At 66.7% G+C, this 17,394-nt stretch carries 14 protein-coding genes and 2 pseudogenes; 8 read left to right on the top strand and 8 right to left on the bottom strand.

The window, feature by feature from the left end:
* From SSA01S_RS02715 to SSA01S_RS02725, 3 genes and pseudogenes are all read left to right on the top strand, one after another.
* Positions 1-192, top strand: a pseudogene (locus SSA01S_RS02715) (zinc-dependent alcohol dehydrogenase); the annotation flags it as partial.
* A gap of 153 nt (positions 193-345) precedes the next feature.
* A pseudogene (locus tag SSA01S_RS02720) lies at positions 346-1,368 on the top strand (glycoside hydrolase family 43 protein); the annotation flags it as partial.
* A gap of 189 nt (positions 1,369-1,557) precedes the next feature.
* Entirely contained in the window at positions 1,558-1,827 is a 270-nt protein-coding gene (locus tag SSA01S_RS02725) for a hypothetical protein (protein ID WP_061779120.1), read from the top strand.
* A gap of 174 nt (positions 1,828-2,001) precedes the next feature.
* Here SSA01S_RS02725 and katG read toward each other — a convergent pair whose 3' ends face one another.
* The 8 genes from katG to SSA01S_RS02765 form a co-directional block, all read right to left on the bottom strand.
* Complete coding sequence (katG, locus tag SSA01S_RS02730) at positions 2,002-4,227, bottom strand: catalase/peroxidase HPI (RefSeq protein WP_061779223.1); 2,226 nt, start codon at positions 4,225-4,227, stop codon at positions 2,002-2,004.
* Between the two features lie 144 nt (positions 4,228-4,371).
* Positions 4,372-4,791: a DUF2721 domain-containing protein gene (locus SSA01S_RS02735; protein ID WP_241488538.1), complete on the bottom strand. Its 420-nt coding sequence runs from the start codon at positions 4,789-4,791 to the stop codon at positions 4,372-4,374.
* Positions 4,788-5,324, bottom strand: coding sequence for a GNAT family N-acetyltransferase (locus SSA01S_RS02740; protein WP_061779121.1), 537 nt, complete (start codon positions 5,322-5,324; stop codon positions 4,788-4,790). Before SSA01S_RS02740 ends, SSA01S_RS02735 begins: the two co-directional genes overlap by 4 nt.
* Entirely contained in the window at positions 5,321-5,887 is a 567-nt protein-coding gene (locus SSA01S_RS02745) for a 4'-phosphopantetheinyl transferase family protein (RefSeq protein WP_061779122.1), read from the bottom strand. Before SSA01S_RS02745 ends, SSA01S_RS02740 begins: the two co-directional genes overlap by 4 nt.
* Positions 5,884-9,891, bottom strand: a complete 4,008-nt coding sequence (locus SSA01S_RS02750) for a Pls/PosA family non-ribosomal peptide synthetase (protein ID WP_061779123.1) — start codon at positions 9,889-9,891, stop codon at positions 5,884-5,886. Before SSA01S_RS02750 ends, SSA01S_RS02745 begins: the two co-directional genes overlap by 4 nt.
* A 36-nt stretch (positions 9,892-9,927) precedes the next feature.
* Complete coding sequence (locus SSA01S_RS02755) at positions 9,928-10,890, bottom strand: glycoside hydrolase family protein (RefSeq protein ID WP_156477641.1); 963 nt, start codon at positions 10,888-10,890, stop codon at positions 9,928-9,930.
* Positions 10,887-11,654 (bottom strand): SDR family oxidoreductase, encoded by a 768-nt coding sequence (locus SSA01S_RS02760; protein WP_244885536.1) that lies wholly within the window; start codon positions 11,652-11,654, stop codon positions 10,887-10,889. The genes SSA01S_RS02755 and SSA01S_RS02760 overlap by 4 nt, the downstream gene beginning before the upstream one ends.
* 82 nt (positions 11,655-11,736) lie before the next feature.
* Positions 11,737-13,218, bottom strand: a complete 1,482-nt coding sequence (locus SSA01S_RS02765) for an MFS transporter (protein ID WP_061779124.1) — start codon at positions 13,216-13,218, stop codon at positions 11,737-11,739.
* A 204-nt stretch (positions 13,219-13,422) separates the two neighbouring features.
* Between SSA01S_RS02765 and SSA01S_RS02770 the strand changes: the two genes are divergently transcribed.
* The 5 genes from SSA01S_RS02770 (at position 13,423) to map (ending at position 17,250) form a co-directional block, all read left to right on the top strand.
* Positions 13,423-14,433: an alpha/beta fold hydrolase gene (locus SSA01S_RS02770; protein ID WP_061779125.1), complete on the top strand. Its 1,011-nt coding sequence runs from the start codon at positions 13,423-13,425 to the stop codon at positions 14,431-14,433.
* A gap of 212 nt (positions 14,434-14,645) precedes the next feature.
* Entirely contained in the window at positions 14,646-15,821 is a 1,176-nt protein-coding gene (nhaA, locus tag SSA01S_RS02775) for a Na+/H+ antiporter NhaA (protein WP_061779226.1), read from the top strand.
* A gap of 53 nt (positions 15,822-15,874) precedes the next feature.
* A complete protein-coding gene (locus SSA01S_RS02780; RefSeq protein ID WP_061779126.1) occupies positions 15,875-16,234 on the top strand; it encodes a YbaN family protein in 360 nt (119 codons plus the stop codon).
* Positions 16,235-16,277: 43 nt separating this feature from the next.
* Positions 16,278-16,484, top strand: coding sequence for a ParD-like family protein (locus SSA01S_RS02785; protein WP_061779127.1), 207 nt, complete (start codon positions 16,278-16,280; stop codon positions 16,482-16,484).
* A gap of 1 nt (position 16,485) precedes the next feature.
* A complete protein-coding gene (gene map / locus SSA01S_RS02790; RefSeq protein WP_061779128.1) occupies positions 16,486-17,250 on the top strand; it encodes a type I methionyl aminopeptidase in 765 nt (254 codons plus the stop codon).
* Positions 17,251-17,394 lie beyond the last annotated feature (144 nt).

Below are 17,394 nucleotides of genomic sequence, written 5' to 3' on the forward strand. Positions count from 1 at the left end.
TTGAACGGCATCACCGTGCGCGGGTCGATCGTCGGCACCCGGCTCGACCTGCAGGAGTCGCTCGACTTCGCCGCCGATGGCAAGGTCAAGGCGACGGTGGCCACCGCGCCGCTCGCCGAGGTCAACCAGGTGTTCGACCGGATGCGCCGTGGCCAGATCGAAGGACGCATCGTCCTCGACCTCGCCGCCTGAACCCCACTCGCCGCCGGACACGCCACATCGCGTATCCGGCGGCTTTTCAAATGTCGGAGTGATAGGCTAGACATCCTGCACGGGCCATCATCGCGACGGTCCGAACGATAAGGCACGACCGACAGACGGCGCGGCCATCGCGGAGGATGAGGAATGCTGAGCCGACGTTTTTTCCTGGCCGGGGCGACCACCGCCATGGCGACGCCGACCCTCCTGAGGGCCAAGGGCGCGCCGGTGATCGTCAATCCGGTCGTCCGCCAGCGCGCCGACGCCCAGGTGTTCCGCCATACCGACGGCTGGTATTACCTGACCGGCTCGGTTCCTGAATATGACCGGCTGGTGCTGCGCCGCTCGAAGACGCTGGAGGGTCTGTCGACTGCACCGGAGAAAGTCCTGTGGCGGCATCTCAAGAGCGGCCCGATGTCGGGCTTCATCTGGGCGCCCGAACTGCACCTCGTCGACAATAAGTGGATCATGTATTTCGCAGCGGGCCCCAGCGGCGGCGGCGAGGACGTGTTCCGCATCCGCACCTTCGCGGTGGTATGCGACGGGCCCGATCCGATGGCGGGCAACTGGTCGGTGCTGGGCCAGCTCCAGACCGAATGGGACACCTTCACCCTCGATTCCACCAGCTTCGTGCACAAGGGCCAGCGCTATCTCGCCTGGGCGCAGCGCGAACCGGGGATCGACACCAATTCCAACCTGTATCTGGCACCCCTCGCCACCCCGCTGACGCTGGCCGCCAAGCCGGTGCGGCTGTCGGTCCCGACACTCGACTGGGAAATCCAGGGGTTCAAGGTGAACGAGGCCCCCGCCCTGCTGGCGCGCAACGGCAAGCTGTTCATGACCTATTCGGCGAGCGCAACCGATGCGCGCTATTGCATGGGCATGCTGACCTGCGACGCCAAGGCCGACATCATGGACGCGGCCAACTGGTCCAAGTCGCCGGTGCCGGTCTTCAAGACATCGGTGGCGCATAAGGTCTTCGGCCCAGGCCATAACAGCTTCACCGTCGACGAGCGCGGGCGCGACGTGCTGGTCTATCACGGCCGCGACTATGCGGAGATCAAGGGCGATCCGCTGTTCGATCCCAACCGCCACACCCGGATGCAGTATTTCCGCTATCGCCCCGACGGCAGCCCCGATTTCGGCGAACCCGTGGCGAACGGCCCGCTGCGGAGGGGGTGAGATACGGTGAATTCCTCCCCTGCAAGGGGAGGTGGCAGGGCGAAGCCCTGACGGAGGGGTGTCGCCCTCTCGATAACGGGACACCCCTCCGACGCGCTACGCGCGCCACCTCCCCTTACAGGGGAGGAATAATCTGATGACGCTTGGGTGCCACGCGCCGCTCGGCTAAGAACGGGCATGGATTTCGACCAACTGCTCATCCGCTTCTTCGGCACCGAGGATATCGGCGACCTGTCGCCCGACCAGCTGTCCGCCGGGATCGACCGGCTGCGGGTGCAATTCGGGCTGGAGCGCGACAGCGGTCGTCGCTTCGCGCTCTGGTGTCTCGCTTACATGCTGGGCGTCGCGCCAGACCTGGACGACGCCTTCGACGACGAAACCGACAAGGAAGCCGCGCGCGACTTCATAGACACGATCGACCGGGAGATGGACGAAGACGAAGAGTGATCGGCTAAACCCACCCTCACCCTTCCGGCGCTTCGCGCCTCCCTCCCTCTCCAATTGGGAGAGGGAAGGGGCCCGCCCGCAATAGCGGGTGGGAAGGGTGAGGGTAGAAAAGACAAAGAAAAAGGGGCTGCGCCTCATGGCACAGCCCCCTTCCCTTTTAACCGTCGCGCAGGATCAGATGTCCATGCGCCCGGCGTTCATCACCTTGTCCCAGGCCTTCACGAAGTCCCTAACGAACGGCGCGTTCGAGTCCGAGCAGGCATAGGCCTCCGCCAGCGCGCGCAGTTCGGAGTGGCCACCGAAGATCAGGTCGACGCGGGTCGCCGTCTTCGTGTGCTCCTTGGTGCGGCGGTCGCGGCCGTGGAACAGGTTCTCGTCGCCGCTCGGCTCCCACTCGGTGTTCATGTCGAGCAGGTTGACGAAGAAGTCGTTCGACAGCGTACCCACCCGGTCGGTGAACACACCCTCGGTCACGCCCGGCGCATTCCCGCCCAGGACGCGAAGGCCGCCGACCAGCACCGTCATCTCCGGTCCGCTGAGGTTCAGCAGCTGGGCACGGTCGACCAGTGCCTCTTCAGGCGCCATGAACTGCATGCCCTGGCGATAGTTGCGGAAACCATCGGCCATCGGCTCGAGCACCGCGAAGGACTCGGCGTCCGTCTGATCCTCCCGCGCGTCCATCCGGCCCGGCGTAAAGGGCACCGTCACCTCGACGCCGCCGTCCTTCGCCGCCTTCTCGACCGCCGCGCACCCGCCCAGCACGATCAGGTCGGCGATCGACACCTTCTTGCCGCCGGTGGCCGAAGCGTTGAACTCGGCCTGGATCGCCTCCAGCTTGGCCAGCACGTCCGCCAGCTGCGCCGGGTTGTTGACCTCCCAGTCCTTTTGCGGCGCCAGGCGGACGCGGGCGCCGTTGGAGCCGCCACGCTTGTCCGACCGGCGATAGGTCGAGGCCGAGGCCCAGGCCGCGCCGACCAGCGCCGGGACCGACAGGCCGCTTTCCAGGATCTTCGCCTTCAGCGACGCGATGTCGCCCTCGTCAACGACCGGATGATCGAGCGGATCGACACGGTCCTGCCAGATCAACGGCTCCTGCGGCACGAGCGGGCCCAGATAGCCCTCGACCGGACCCATGTCGCGGTGCGTCAGCTTGAACCAGGCGCGCGCGAAGGTCTCGGCGAAATAGGCCGGGTCCTTGTAGAAGCGCTCGGAAATCTTGCGATATTCCGGGTCCTTGATCATCGCGAGGTCGGAGGTCAGCATACGGGGCTGCTGCTTCTTCGACGGGTCGTGCGCATGCGGCACGTCGGCGGGGGCGGACTTCGCTTCCCACTGCCAGGCGCCGCCCGGGCTCTTCACCAGCTCGAACTGGTCCTCATATTCAAACAGGTTGCGGAAATAATTGTTCGACCAGCGGGTCGGCGTCTGGCTCCAGGTCACTTCCAGACCCGAGGTGATCGCGTCACCGCCCAGGCCGGTGGCGTGCTTGGAGCGCCAACCGAGACCCTGATCCTCCAGCACCGCGCCTTCGGGTTCCGGCCCGACAAAGGACGGGTCGCCCGCGCCGTGCGTCTTGCCGAAGGTGTGGCCACCGGCGTTCAGCGCGACGGTTTCCTCGTCGTTCATCGCCATGCGCGCGAAAGTGGCGCGGATGTCGCGCGCCGAGGCGACCGGATCGGGCGTGCCGTTCGGCCCTTCCGGATTGACGTAGATGAGGCCCATCTGGACGGCACCCAGCGCCGGATGCAGCTGACGCTCGCCCGAATAACGCTCGTCGCCCAGCCAGCTGCCCTCGGGGCCCCAATAGAGCTCTTCCGGCTCCCAGGTGTCGGCTCGGCCGCCCGCAAACCCGAAGGTCTTGAAGCCCATCGACTCCAGCGCGACGTTGCCGGTCAGGACATACAGGTCGGCCCAGCTGATCTTGGCACCATATTTCTGCTTGATCGGCCAGAGCAGGCGACGCGCCTTGTCGAGATTGGCATTGTCGGGCCAGCTGTTGAGCGGCGCGAAACGCTGCTGCCCGCCGCCCGCACCACCGCGACCATCGGTCACGCGGTACGTGCCCGCCGAGTGCCAGGCCATACGGATGAACAGGCCGCCATAATGACCGAAATCGGCGGGCCACCAATCCTGGCTGTCGGTCATCAGCGCATGGAGATCGGCGACCAGCGCGTCGAGATCGAGCTTGGCAAACTCCTCGGCATAGTCGAAATTCTCGCCCAGCGGGTTCGAGCGCGGATTATGCTGGTTCAGCCCTTCCAGGCGCAGCCGCTCGGGCCACCAGTCCTTGTTGCCGGGACCGCCACGGCCGCCGCCACGCTTGCCGGGGCCATTGCCACCGCCGCCATGCGCGACCGGGCAACCGCCCTGTTCCTGATGATCTTCAACCTGGGACGCCATGATCCACTCCTCGCGTTCGATCCGTCGGACAGTGAAACGCACCGCACGCTGCCCGTATGCAGCCATAAGCCATCAGATCGTCGCGGGAGTAAAACCGACTATCTTCGTCAGACTGATTGAGCGGAGCGAACAGAGCCGATCGGATCAGCCCGGATCATTCTCGTCGCGCAGTGTCCGCCCGGCCAGGATGATCTCGGCCACGAAGCAGCCCAGCCCCGCGACCGCGCAGAGCAGGCCCCCGCCAAAGAAGAAAAACAGGATCGCCGAATGACCGGAGGCGCGCAGCACCCCGAAGAACAGGGTGATGGCCGCCCCGCAGGTCATCACGCCCGCCGCCGCCGCCAGCGTGACCGCGATGTCGAGAAAGCGCGACCGCAGCCGCAACCGGTCCATCTCGATCCGACTTGCCTGCGCATCCTTCTTCAGGACATGGATGCGGTCGCTGATCCGGCCCAGCCGCGTCGAAAAGACGTTGAGCAGCGCCCCCACCGCCGTCAGCAGGAAGATCGGGGTCAGCGCCAGCTGAATGACATGCGCCGCCTCGCTGAGCGGTTCCTTGATCACGCGCCCGTTCCCAGTCTTGCCTGGGCCGCCGCCAGTGCGGCATCGCGGCGGGCGACGAGTTCCTCGATCGACTGTAAGGAGAGGTCGAACCGCAGCTCGTGCATCGTCATGCCGGAGCGATAGCCTTGCGGCCAGACGGCGGTCTCCTCGAACCCGCAGTGGCGGAAGAACGGCGCGATCGCGGGCGAGGTGTCGACCGTGACATAGCGGGTCGGCGGATCGGCGTGGCGCGCGACATGCAGCAACCGCTCGAACAGCAGCAGCTTGCCCAGCCCACTCCCATGGAACCGCCGCGACGCCATGCCCCAATAGAGCAGCGCCTTGTTGTAATGCTCCCAGACTTCATAACCACCGAACGCCACGACCTCGCCAGCGACCGTCACGACAAAGGCGGGTCCGTCGGGCTCCTCCAGCGTCTCGATCAGCCATTCGCGGTCCCCGGCGCCGAAATAGTCGGGCAGGTTGGTGTCGAACATGGCGAGCACCGCGTCACGGTCATCGGGCCGATACGGACGGACAAGGAGCACGCTCACGCCGCCTCCGCCCAGACAGCGACGGTTTCGATCGCGCCGTCCTGCTCGCGGGTCCAGCATTGCGACACGCCCTGATGCGCCGCCGTCGCCCGGATCGGATCGATCAGCCGCGTCTCGATCGCCTCGGGCGCGATGCGGCGGGGCGTGCCGACCAGCTTGGCGTGCGCTTCCTTGATCGTCCAGCGGCGCAGCCATTGCCGGGCCTGTAGGGGAGCGCATACGGCGCGAACCTCCGCCGCCTCCCGCGCGGTCATCATATCCCATAAAGGCGGGCAATCGTCGATCGTCTCGCGATCGACCGCGACGGGCTGGCGGGCGGCGGCGATCAGGCAAAGCCCCGCGCTCCCCGAAAGGCTGATATACCAGCCTTTTGGTGACAGGACCTCCGGCTTGCCCTCACCGTTGCGGGCCAGCGTCACCGTCGCCGCCGACACATGGTGCAGCAGCCTCGTGACCAGCGGCTCGCGCCGCCCGCGCCCCGGATCGTCCACGCGCCAAATCACCGGCGACCCGCCGTCCCAAGCCAGCCGCTCCAGCGCCCCGTCATGCCAAAGCGGGGTCATTCGCCGGTCACGATCCGGGCCGGGCTCCCCTCCCAGTTGGTGCCCGCGGGAAGGCTCTCACCCTTCATCACCACCGACAGGTCGCCCAGCTGCGCATCCGCGCCGATCTCCGCATCATAGAGCACGATGGCGAGCGAGCCGATGGTTGCCCGGTCGCCGACCGTGATCGCGCCGACCTTCATCACCCGGTCCTCGAACAAATGCGTCTGCAGCCCGGCATAGTCGTTGAGCGCCACATCGTTGCCGATGGTAACCAGGTCATGCTCGGTCAGGTCGGTGGTGTCGATATAGCAGCGCTTGCCGACCTTGGCCCCCATCAGCCGCAGATAAAGGCCGATCCAAGGCGTGCCGCGTAATGGCTCGAGCAGGTTGGCGACCGCCAGATTCTCGTACGTCGCCGTCACCAGCTCGGTCCGCCAGACGAAGGTGCTCCACAGCGGCGCGGTCGTCGCCTTGTAGCGCCCGACCACCAGCCATTTCAGTGCCAGCACGAACAGACCGCAAGCCAGGCAGAAACCGACATACAGGAACGGGAAGGCGGAGATGATGACCAGCCCGCCGCGCTCCAGATCGTCGAGATCGCCGACCACCGACAACAGCGCGCTGAAGAACACCAGGAAGGCGGTCAGCGACAGGGTGGTGCGGATCGCCTCGATCGACAGGCGCGTCGCGATCAGGCCCTTGGACGGGTTAAAGCGGGCCCCTTCGTCGAACATCGTCGCGACCTGTCGAACCGGTAGCTTGATCGCGGGCGATCCGAACCAGGTGCTGCCCGCCTCGGTCGCCAGGCTGGGGTCCTCGGGCGGCTTGGAGAGGACGCCGATCAGCACCTCGTCGCCGATCTGCGCGCCTGTGGGCAGCAGCGCCGAATTGCCGATGAAGCTGCGGCGGCCGATCTTCGTATGCGCCAGCTCGATGGTGCCATGGCCGATCTTGGCCGCGCCGAAGATCACCGAGTCCGCGATGAAGCTCTCCGGCCCGATCTCGACCAGATCGGGGACGATGGCGCTGGCGGTCGAAATCTCCGCGCGCCGCCCGACCTTCACGCCCAGCGCGCGATACCAGGGAATGACGTAGAGCGTGGCAAAGATCGGATGCAGCAGCCGCAGTGCCAAATCGTTGATCTGCCGCACCATCCAATAGCGGACATAGAACCAGCTATCGAGGCGGTAGACGCCCGGCTTCACGCGGCCGAGGATCAGCCGCTTGGCGAGCACGGTCAGCACGCACATCATCACGATATAGGTCGCGGCCAGCAGCGGCGAGACGAGCATATAGCCATAGCCGGTCGTCGCCCAATCCATCTCGATCAGCGCGATCAGGCCCGGCGCGATCGGCAGGATGGCGATGATCGGCAGCAGCAGCGCGCCGATGAAGATCGCCAGCGACGGCCCGGCCCGCTTGCCGGTCGTGATGGCCTCACCCGGCTCGACCATCCGGTCGAAGGCGGCGGGCGATCCGGTCCAGCGTTGGCGGGCGGGGATCACCGTCTCGGCGGGAAGGGCGGCCATATCGTCGAGGATCGCGTCATCCTCCAGCACGGCATTGCGGCCGACCACCGCCTGCCCGCCGACGAACGCCCGGTCGCCCAGCGTCACCGTGCCCAGCCGCAGCAGGCCACGCTCGACCGAGCTGGTCGCCATCACCGCCTGGTCGCTGACGATGGCATCGTCGCCGCAGGCAAACAGGTCGGCGGTGTCGATGACGCCATTGCCGATATAGGCGCGCTTGCCGATCTTGGCGCCCAGCATCCGGTAATAGCCCCGGATCATCGGCGTGCCCGCCAGATAGGGTGTCGCCGTCACCGCGATGATCCGCCGCACCAGCCACCAGCGGAAATAGGTCCCGCCCCACAGTGGATAGTCGCCCGCCTTGAACCGCCCCGCGATCACCCACTTGGCGGCGATCGAGAACAGCATCGAGGCGACCGGCACGATGGTGAAGAAGAGCGCACTGAGGATCAGCGCATCGATCCGGCTCATCCGCCCCGCCAGGTGCGTATAGGCGACGTACGGGAAGAACCATTGCAGCCCGGCAATGGTGTAGATGGGCAGCAGCGCCACCGTTTGCGCGGCAACGCACAGCATCCGCTTCCATTCGGGGACACGGTGGAAACTCTCCTCGGTCGCGACCGCCACGGGCGCGGTGCCGCCGATCCGGGTCGCCAGCGCGCGAATGGTCGGCGCGGCGTAGAGGTCTTCCAGCGACAGCCCCTCCAGTCCCGCGACCTTGCGCGCCGCCGAGACGAGGCGCGCGGCCTTTAGCGAATGTCCGCCCAAGTCCTCGAACAGATCGTCGGTCACCGACACCGGCTGCGGCGCGAACGCTTCGGTCCAGATGGCGTGGAGCTTTTCCTCCATCGGCGTGGCGGGCGCTTCGAGCTGGCGGCCGGTGTCGACGGTGATTTCAGGCTTTACCAGTGCCTTGCGATCGACTTTTCCCGACGCAGGCAAGGTCGGCAACGCCGCCAGTAGCTGATAGGCGGCGGGGCGCATATAGTTGGGCAGGCGCTCGGTTACCCGCGCCTTGATGTCGGCGATGTCGATCGTCTCTCCACTGCGTGCCACGAGGAAGGCGGCGAGGAATTCCGAGCCATCGGCATCGGTGAACAGATGCACGACCGCCTGCGCGACGCCGGGCGCCTCGCCGATCACCGCCTCGATCTCGGCCAGCTCGACGCGGAAGCCGCGAATCTTCACCTGGGTGTCGATACGCCCGACGAAATCGATGTCGCCCGCCGCGTCCAGCCGGACGAGATCGCCCGAGCGATAGATGCGCTCCGGCCCGCCCGACACGGTGTCGAACGGCGTCATGGTGAATTTCTCGGCGGTCAGGTCGGGGCGGTTGACGTAACCGACGCCGACGCCAGGCCCGCCGATGACCAGCTCACCCTCCTGCCCCGCCTCGACCGGCTGCAACTGCTCGTCGACGATCCAGGCGGTATAGCCGGGCAGCGGCTTGCCGATCGTGATGCGCTTGCCCGGCTGCACCTCGGTCCAGGTCGCGGTCACCGAGGTTTCGGTCGGGCCGTATGTGTTGAGCAGCCGCAAACCGGGACGCGCCAGACGGCGCGGCAGGTCGGCCGGACATGCCTCACCGCCCATGTTGATCAGACGAAGCGTCGGCACCGGATGCTCGACCAGCGCGATCAGCGAGGGGACGACGTGCCAGATCGTCGTCTTTTCCGCTGCCAACGCGATGGCGACATCGGGTCCGCTCGCCGCCAGCGCCTCGGCCGCGACGAGCAGTTTCGCACCGACGAAGAAGGCGCTCCACATCGTCTCGACCGACATGTCGAAGGCCAGGCTGAACCCGCCGAACACGATATCGTCCGGCTCCAGCGCCAGGATCGCGCTTTCGGAGCGGACGAGGTGACAGGCATTGGCGTGGGTGATCATCACCCCCTTGGGCCGCCCGGTCGTGCCCGAGGTGTAAATGATATAGGCGAGATCCTGCGGGTCCGATCCGGTCACCTCACGGCCCAACGGCAAGGGCGGCTCGGCGGCGAGGTCGCCCAGTTCGGCGTCGAGCGCCAGCGTCGCCCCCGGTATTTCCGCCGACCGCGCGCCGGTGGTGATGGTCAGTGCGGCACCGCTATCCTCGATGATGAAGGCGATGCGGTCCTGCGGATAGCCCCAGTCGACCGGGACATAGGCCGCGCCGGTCCGCAACACGCCCAGGATCGCCATATACTGGTCGAGCCCGCGCGGCAGGCAGAGGACCACCCGGTCGCCCTTCCCCACGCCCAGCGCGCGCAACCGGTGTGCCAAAGACAGGCTGCGATGCGCGAGCATGTCGTAAGTCCAGTCCTTGGGGCGGCTATATTCCTCGTCCGCACCAATCAGCGTCAATGCGGTGGTCCAGCCCCGCGAACGGCAGGTCGCGTCGAACAGTTCATGCAGCAGTTCGTCGCGGGCATAGGGTCGGTCGGGGCGCAGCGCCGGGGCCGGGGCGATCGAGGCATGGATGCTCGGCGCGACGGGGACTTCGGTATCTGCGGACATCGATACGCTTTCTGGACCAGAACGTGAAGGATCGGCTCAACTGCGCCGAATAAGGGCCCGCGACAATCGCCGATCTTCGAGCGAATAGTAAAGCCAGATGCCATCCTCCGCGACCACGACCGAGGCGGCAAAGGCGATATCGGTCGCGCCGCGATCATCGGCAGGCGGCGGCAGGATCAGCGGCTCGATCCCGCGCGCGACGACACGGGTATAATGTTCGTCGAACGCGACCCAACCGATCCGCCAACGCGCATCGCGCGTCGCACCATTGTAGAACATCACCGGACACGCCTTGTCGTCGGTCAACAGCGGGCCGGTCGACAGGTGCCAGTCGTCCCAACTGTCCTCGCGCGGCATAAAGGGCGTGGGCTGCTCGGTCCAGGGGCCCGCGACATCCTCGCCGATCGCCAGCCCGATGCGCGAGGCTTCGTCGGCCGCATATTCGTAGAAGAGACGCCAGCGGCCATCGACGGTGCGATCGACCGTCGCCTCCTTGGTATTGCCCTCCGACTTGGACGAGGCGAGCGCGACGCCGCTTTTGACCAGCCGGTCGAGCGAGGGACCCGTGGCATAGGATAGCTCGCCATGCGCATGATCGGCCAGCACGCCGGAGTAATAGACGATATAGCCGTCGTCGGTGCGCACGACCGTCGGGTCCTCGACCCCGCCCGCATCATGCTCGCCCGGCCCCGGCGCGATGGAGGGCGCGTCCAGCATCTTGAAATGCCGCCCATCCTCGCTCCATCCGGCCCAGATCACACCGGTATCGATCAGCGTCTCGCCCTGCGGTACGACGGCGCGGACCATCATGCCCCATCGGCCATCCGCCTCGCGCCAGACATAGGGGCTCATCAGGTCGCGGGCCATCAATGCGGGCGGCCCTTCGAGCGTGACGTCCTCGATCCGCTTGACGTTGAAATCCAGATCGAAGGGAGCGTCGGCTACCCGGTCCTTGCGGTGCGGATCGGCGACCGAGGCGTCGGTTGCGGGGCCCATCATGCGCCCAGCGCCTGCATCAGCGACAGACCGCCATCGATGACGATCCGCGCACCAGTGATATACTTCGCCTTGTCGGACGCAAGAAACACCGCGAGGTCAGCGACTTCCGAGGCATTCCCGGCACGCCCCATCGGGATATTCTGCTCCAGCGTCTTGCGATAGACCGGATCTGCCTGCGCCTTGGCGTTCATCGGGGTCAGGATCATGCCCGGCTCGATCGCGTTCACGCGGATGCCGCGCGGCGCTTCCTCGATCGCCAGCGTCTCGACCAGATTGGAAAGCCCGCCCTTGGCCGCGCAATAGTCCGCGCCGCCCGCGCGCACGGCATAGGCGTGGATCGAGGAGATGTGCAGGATCGCCGCATCCCCCTTCCCCTCGCCGTGCCCGTTCAGAAACCGGCGCGAGGTCAGGAAGGCTCCGGTCAGGTCGGTGTCGATCAGCCGCTGCCACTGGGCCAGCGTCATCTGGCGCACCGTCACGCCCGACATGTTGAGACCGGCCGAGTTGACCAGCACATCGGCGGCACCCCATTGTTTCTCCATGGTGGCAAAGGCCTGGTCGACCGATGCCTCGTCATCTACCGCGACCTGGACCGTCATCGGCTCGCCGCCCGCTTGGCGTACCGCCTGGGCGGTGGCGTCGGCAGCTTTCTGGTCGCTGTGGAAGAGGATCGCGACCCTGGCACCTTGCGCACCGAACGCCTCGGCGCAGGCCGCGCCTATGCCGGATTCGGCCCCCGTCACGATCACCGTCTGCGCTGCCACCGAATTCCTCCTAACTTGGATGAACCCCGGTAACGATTGCTACCCAGCATTGTTGCTGAACAGGAACGACATTACCGTTCCGTCATTCGCCGTCTGTCCCACTGTCATGATGACCACTCATCGCCGCGCCCGCGTCGGGGGCGAAGCGACGGTTCCAGATCACGGCGGAGGCGGAGATGATCGCCACGACCACGAACGCGGCCGAGAAGCTGTTCAGCGTCGGCCCGCCCTTCCCCTCGATCAACGTCCCCAGCTCCAGCACGGTCGCGGCGGTACAGATGCCCAGCGACAGGGTCAGTTGCTGGAACGTCGCATAAAAGCTGGTGGCGGCGCTCATCCGGTCCTTGGTCACATCGGCATAGGCGATGGCGTTAAACCCGGTGAACTGGAACGAGGTGAAGAAGCCCGACAGCGCCAGGATCAGCGTGATAAGCGGGATCGACCAGTCGGGGCGGAACAGCGCACAGGTCGCGTAGCCTGCACTGCTGACCAGACCCGACACGATCAGGCTGCGGCGAAAGCCCCAGCGGCGCAGGACGCGCGGGGCCAGCGCCTTCATCGCCAGCGCACCGACCGCACCCGCCATGGTGATCGTGCCCGTCTTGGCCGCGCTCAATCCGAAGCCCAGCTGGAACATCAACGGCAGCAGGAAGGGCTGCGCCCCTTGGGTGATACGAGTCAGCGATCCACCGATGACCGACAGGCGAAAGGTCGGCACCCGCATCAGCGTGGGGTCCAGGATCGGGTCATGGGTGTGCCGGGCATGGCGGATGTAGAACCAGCCGAACGCCACCCCGACGATCAGCAGCGCGAGCCCGATCCAACCCATAGCGGGTCGGCTCGCCAGCTCGAACCCGAAGAGAAGGCAGCCCAGCGACACGCCTGAGAGGACGAAACCCGACACATCGAACCGGGCGCGCGGATCGCCGCGTATCTCCGGCACCAGCATCCAGGCACCGACCATGCCCAAGATGCCGATCGGGATGTTGAGATAGAAGATCCAGCGCCAGTCGAGCCAGGTCACGATGAACCCGCCCAGCGGTGGCCCCAGGATCGGGCCGATCAGCGCGGGCATGACCAGCCAGGACAGCGCCTGCACCATGTCCGCCTTGGCGACGCTGCGCAGCAGGACCAGTCGCCCGACCGGCACCATCATCGCACCCCCAATCCCCTGCAGGAATCGCGCGGCGACCAGCGTAGGAAGCGTCCCCGATTGGGCGCACAGGATCGAGCCGAGCAGGAAGATGCCGATCGCCGAGCAGAAGACGGTGCGCGACCCGAACCTGTCGGCCAGCGTCCCGCTCGCCGGGATGAACAGCGCGAGCGCGAGGAGATAGCTGGTCAGCGCCAGACTGAGGCTGGTGGCGGGGGTGCCCAGGTCGCGCGCCATGGTGGGCAGGGCGACGGTCAGGACGGTGCCGTCCAGCTGCTGCATGAACAGCGCCGAGGCGACGACGAGCGCGATCACACGGTAGCCGCGCGTCTGCGCGGGCGCGGCTGGACGTGCGCTGCTGGTCACCGCCTCGACGGCGGGGGCCAGCCCGTCGTTCACGTCGGCACTCATCGAGGCCAGATTACGCCGTCTCCACCGCATATCGTTCCATTCGTCTGTCGCGTGCCATCACCAAAGCCCCGTATCCCTAAAAGGCGATGCCGCCCCGGTCGATCGGCTTCAATCGCGGGCGGAGGAAATGGTTCATGGGGCCGTACCCTCGCTCACCCTGCCCGCCGCGTCGGAACGGGGCGGCGCGGTGCGGGTTACTGACCCATGCCAACGATTTCCACCGACCATCTGTCGATCGCCTATGACCTGTATGGACCGGAGGGCGCGCCCGTCGTCCTGCTGCTCCATGGCTGGCCCGACGATGCCACGACCTGGGACAAGGTCGCGCCCCGCCTCGCCCAGGCGGGCCTGCGCGTCGTCGTGCCGACGTTGCGCGGGTTTGGCGCGACCCGTTTCCGTCATGACCATACACCCCGCACCGGCGACAGCGCGATCCTGGCGATGGACGCCATCGCGCTGATGGACGCGCTGGGGATCGAGCGGTTCATGGTCGCCGGGCACGACTGGGGCTCGAACGCCGCCGAGGCGCTGGCGATCGGCTGGCCCGAGCGGGTCCAGCGGCTGGCAATGCTCAGCACCCCGCCGCGTCTGGGCGGGATGCCGACGCCGTCCTTCGACCAGGCCCAGCGGCAATGGTATCACTGGTTCCTGGCGACCCGCCGCGGGGCGCAGGCGGTGCGCGACGATCGGCGCGGCTTTGCCCATGCCCATTGGGTCAACTGGTCGCCGCCCGGCTGGTTTGACGAGGCGACCTTCGCGCGCGTGGCCAAGTCCTTCGACCATCCCGACTGGCCCGCAGTGACCATCCATAGCTACCGCGCGCGTTGGGACGAGGTGCAGCCCGACCCGCGCGGGCGCTGGCTGGCCGACCGGGTGAAGGCGACCAAGACGCTGTCGCTGCCGACCCTCTACCTGCATGGCGAGGTCGACGGGGTGAACCCGCCCTCGACCGCGCGCGATGTCCCGGCCAAGTTTACCGGCGCGTTCAAGATGGTGGAGCTGGCAGGCGTCGGCCATTTCCCGCAGCGCGAAAACCCGGAAGCGGTGACCCGCCACCTGCTGGAGCTGTTCGGCGAGCACGACGCGGAGGGCAGCCCGTGGAAGCTGGCCGCCGGGATCGCCGCCGCGGGATTACTGGCGGCCGCGGTCGGGATTGCCCTGACGCGCGACAAAGCCGACGAATCCTCCCCGGCACGCGGAGGTGGCAGCGCCTAGCGCTGACGGAGGGGGGCTAGCCTCATAGAACGTCCTTTGCGGCCCTCCCCCCTCCACCATGCCTCGCATGGCCCCCCTTTATTGGGGAGGAATTCTCTTTAACCCCCGCCCGGCCCATGCCAGAAGCGCCTCAGGGTGTTCGTGGACCAGGCACGGGCAGGATGATCGTTGGTCGGGCCGCCAGCGACGATGAATCGTGTCGGAGCCCCATCATGATCCAGCGTCTTCGCACCAGTGCGATCCGTCGCTTCCTCGACAGCCAGACCTCCGCCGGTCTCGTCCTGATGGCGGCGGCGGTGATCGCCTTAGTCCTCGCCAATTCGCCGGTCGCGAGCGATTATGAGGCCGCCCTTCACCATCATCTGGGGCCGCTGTCGCTGGGCCACTGGATCAATGACGGGCTGATGGCGATCTTCTTCCTGCTGGTCGGGTTGGAGATCAAGCGCGAGGTGCTGGATGGGCAGCTGTCCACCTGGCCGCGTCGCATCCTGCCGGGGCTGGCCGCGCTGGGCGGCATGGTCGTGCCCGCGCTGATCTACCTCGCCTTCAATCACGGCGGCACCGCTTCGGGCTGGGCGATCCCAGCGGCGACCGATATCGCCTTTGCGCTGGCGGTGATCCGGCTGGTCGGCAACCGGGTGCCCGCCTCGTTGCGCATCTTCCTGGCGGCACTGGCGATCATCGACGACCTGGGGGCAGTGGCGATCATCGCCGCCTTCTATTCCACCGCGCTCTCGGCGATCGACCTGGGCGGCGCGGCGGCGATGCTGGTCGTGCTGATCGCGTTCAACCGGATGGGCGTGAAGCGTCTTTCCCCCTATCTGCTGGTCGGCGCGGTGCTGTGGGTCTTCATGGTCCGCTCGGGCATCCATGCGACCATTGCGGGCGTGCTGCTCGCCTTCACCATTCCAATGACGCGCACCCCCGCGCGGCCCGATTGCGATGACGATACGCGGGACAGCCCGCTCCACCGGCTGGAACATGCGTTGCACAAGCCAGTCGGTTTCCTGGTCGTGCCGATCTTCGGCCTCGCCAATGCCGGGGTGCCCGTGCTGGGCCTGCCTGCGGCGGCCTGGGGTGCGCCGGTGACGTTGGGCGTGGGCGCGGGGTTGCTGCTGGGCAAGGTGCTGGGCGTGTTCGGCATGACGATGCTGGCGGTGCGCCTGAAGCTGGCGGACGCGCCCGCTCATGCCAGCACCGCCCAAATGCTGGGCACCGCATGCCTGTGCGGCATCGGCTTCACCATGAGCATCTTCATCACGCTGCTTGCCTTTCCCGGCGATCCGCTGCTCCAGGCGGAGGCGAAGCTGGGCGTGGTGGCGGGGTCGTTGCTGTCCGGCCTGATCGGCTTTGCGATCCTGCGACGGGCGTCGCCCCAAAGGGCCTGACAAAAATCGAACGCCCCTATGCCTCGCGTCCCGGCGCGGATAGGCAGGATGGGATGATACGGATCGGCTGGCTAATCCTGGGATGCCTGTTCGTCGCGCTCGGGGTGATCGGCGCGATCCTGCCGCTGATGCCGACGACGATCTTCCTGATCCTGGCGGCGGCGTGCTTCGCCCGTTCCTCGCCCAGGCTGGAGGCGTGGCTGCTCGACCATCCGCGCTTCGGCCCGACCTTGCGGGCGTGGCGGCAGAGCGGCGCGATCGGGTCACGGGGCAAGGCGATGGCCTGCGGCGGCATGGCGCTGGGGTACGGGCTGTTCCTGCTGACCGCACGCCCGCACTGGCCGCTGGCGCTGCTGGTTGCGGCGATCATGGCGGGGTGCGCGACCTTTGTGCTGACCCGCCCCACCGCATGATCCGGCTTGCGCTTCCAATATACGAAACATACACGCTTCATATATGGGTATCGTAAAAATCGACGACCAGCTTCACGAAGAGGTCCGCCGCGCCAGCACGGTCATGTGCCGCTCGATCAACGCACAGGCCGAGTTCTGGATGAAGATGGGCATGCTGGCCGAAGCCAATCCGACGCTGACCTTCCACGAGATCGTGAAGGCGCAGATGGCCGCCGTCGATTTCCCCGTGCCGCAGCCGCTGGTCGCCTGACATGGTGAAGACGGCGGACGAGCTGGCGCTGATGCGCACCTCCGGGCGCTTGCTGGCGCAGGTGTTCGAGATGTTGGACACGCTGAAACTGGCGGGGATGTCGACGCTGGCGATCAATGATCTGGTCGAGCGCTACATCACCCACGACCTGTCGGCGCGGCCCGCGAGCAAGGGGCAATATGGCTTTGCCTATGTGCTCAACAGCTCGATCAACCAGGTCGTCTGCCACGGCGTGCCCAGCGCCGAGGACGTGGTGAAGAACGGCGATATCGTCAATCTCGACATCACGCTGGAAAAGAACGGCTTCATCGCGGATTCAAGCAAGACCTATATGGTCGGCGAGGTGTCGCCCGGCGCGAAGCGGCTGGTCCGCGTGACGCAGGAAGCGATGTGGAAGGGCATCAGACAGGTCCGCCCCGGCGCGCGACTGGGCGATGTCGGCGCGGCGATCGAGAAACACGCCAAGGCGAACGGGTATTCGGTGGTCCGCGACTATTGCGGCCACGGCATCGGCCGCGAGATGCACGAGGCGCCCGACGTTCTGCACTTCGGCCGACCGGGGACCGGCGAGTTGCTGCGCGAGGGCATGACCTTCACGATCGAGCCGATGATCAACCAGGGTACGCGCAAGGTATCGACCAGCGATGATGGCTGGACGGTGGTGACCGATGACGGAAAGCTGTCCGCGCAGTTCGAGCATACGGTCGCGGTGACGCGCACCGGAGTCGAGGTGCTGACCCTGCGAACGGGCGAAAAAGTAGGCTGAATCCGTTCCCCGGCGAAGGCCGGGGCACAGTTTCGACGAAGCTGATGGCGCGCGGGACGATGCGTGGGAGGCATATGCCAAGCGCTCGCTATCGCCTCGCCCGCATCGGCTCGCGCGCCTCAGGCTTCACCGAAACTGGGCCCC

The sequence above is a fragment of the Sphingomonas sanguinis NBRC 13937 genome, from assembly GCF_001591005.1.
GTDB lineage: Bacteria > Pseudomonadota > Alphaproteobacteria > Sphingomonadales > Sphingomonadaceae > Sphingomonas > Sphingomonas sanguinis.

Excerpts from the sequence above, each read along its gene's own strand:
- SSA01S_RS02725 (WP_061779120.1), top strand. The coding sequence starts at position 1,558 with ATGGATTTCGACCAACTGCTCATCCGCTTCTTCGGCACCGAGGATATC.
- katG (WP_061779223.1), bottom strand. The coding sequence starts at position 4,227 with ATGGCGTCCCAGGTTGAAGATCATCAGGAACAGGGCGGTTGCCCGGTC.
- SSA01S_RS02745 (WP_061779122.1), bottom strand. The coding sequence starts at position 5,887 with ATGACCCCGCTTTGGCATGACGGGGCGCTGGAGCGGCTGGCTTGGGAC.
- SSA01S_RS02750 (WP_061779123.1), bottom strand. The coding sequence starts at position 9,891 with ATGTCCGCAGATACCGAAGTCCCCGTCGCGCCGAGCATCCATGCCTCG.
- SSA01S_RS02755 (WP_156477641.1), bottom strand. The coding sequence starts at position 10,890 with ATGATGGGCCCCGCAACCGACGCCTCGGTCGCCGATCCGCACCGCAAG.
- SSA01S_RS02765 (WP_061779124.1), bottom strand. The coding sequence starts at position 13,218 with ATGAGTGCCGACGTGAACGACGGGCTGGCCCCCGCCGTCGAGGCGGTG.
- SSA01S_RS02770 (WP_061779125.1), top strand. The coding sequence starts at position 13,423 with ATGCCAACGATTTCCACCGACCATCTGTCGATCGCCTATGACCTGTAT.
- nhaA (WP_061779226.1), top strand. The coding sequence starts at position 14,646 with ATGATCCAGCGTCTTCGCACCAGTGCGATCCGTCGCTTCCTCGACAGC.
- SSA01S_RS02780 (WP_061779126.1), top strand. The coding sequence starts at position 15,875 with ATGATACGGATCGGCTGGCTAATCCTGGGATGCCTGTTCGTCGCGCTC.
- SSA01S_RS02785 (WP_061779127.1), top strand. The coding sequence starts at position 16,278 with ATGGGTATCGTAAAAATCGACGACCAGCTTCACGAAGAGGTCCGCCGC.
- map (WP_061779128.1), top strand. The coding sequence starts at position 16,486 with ATGGTGAAGACGGCGGACGAGCTGGCGCTGATGCGCACCTCCGGGCGC.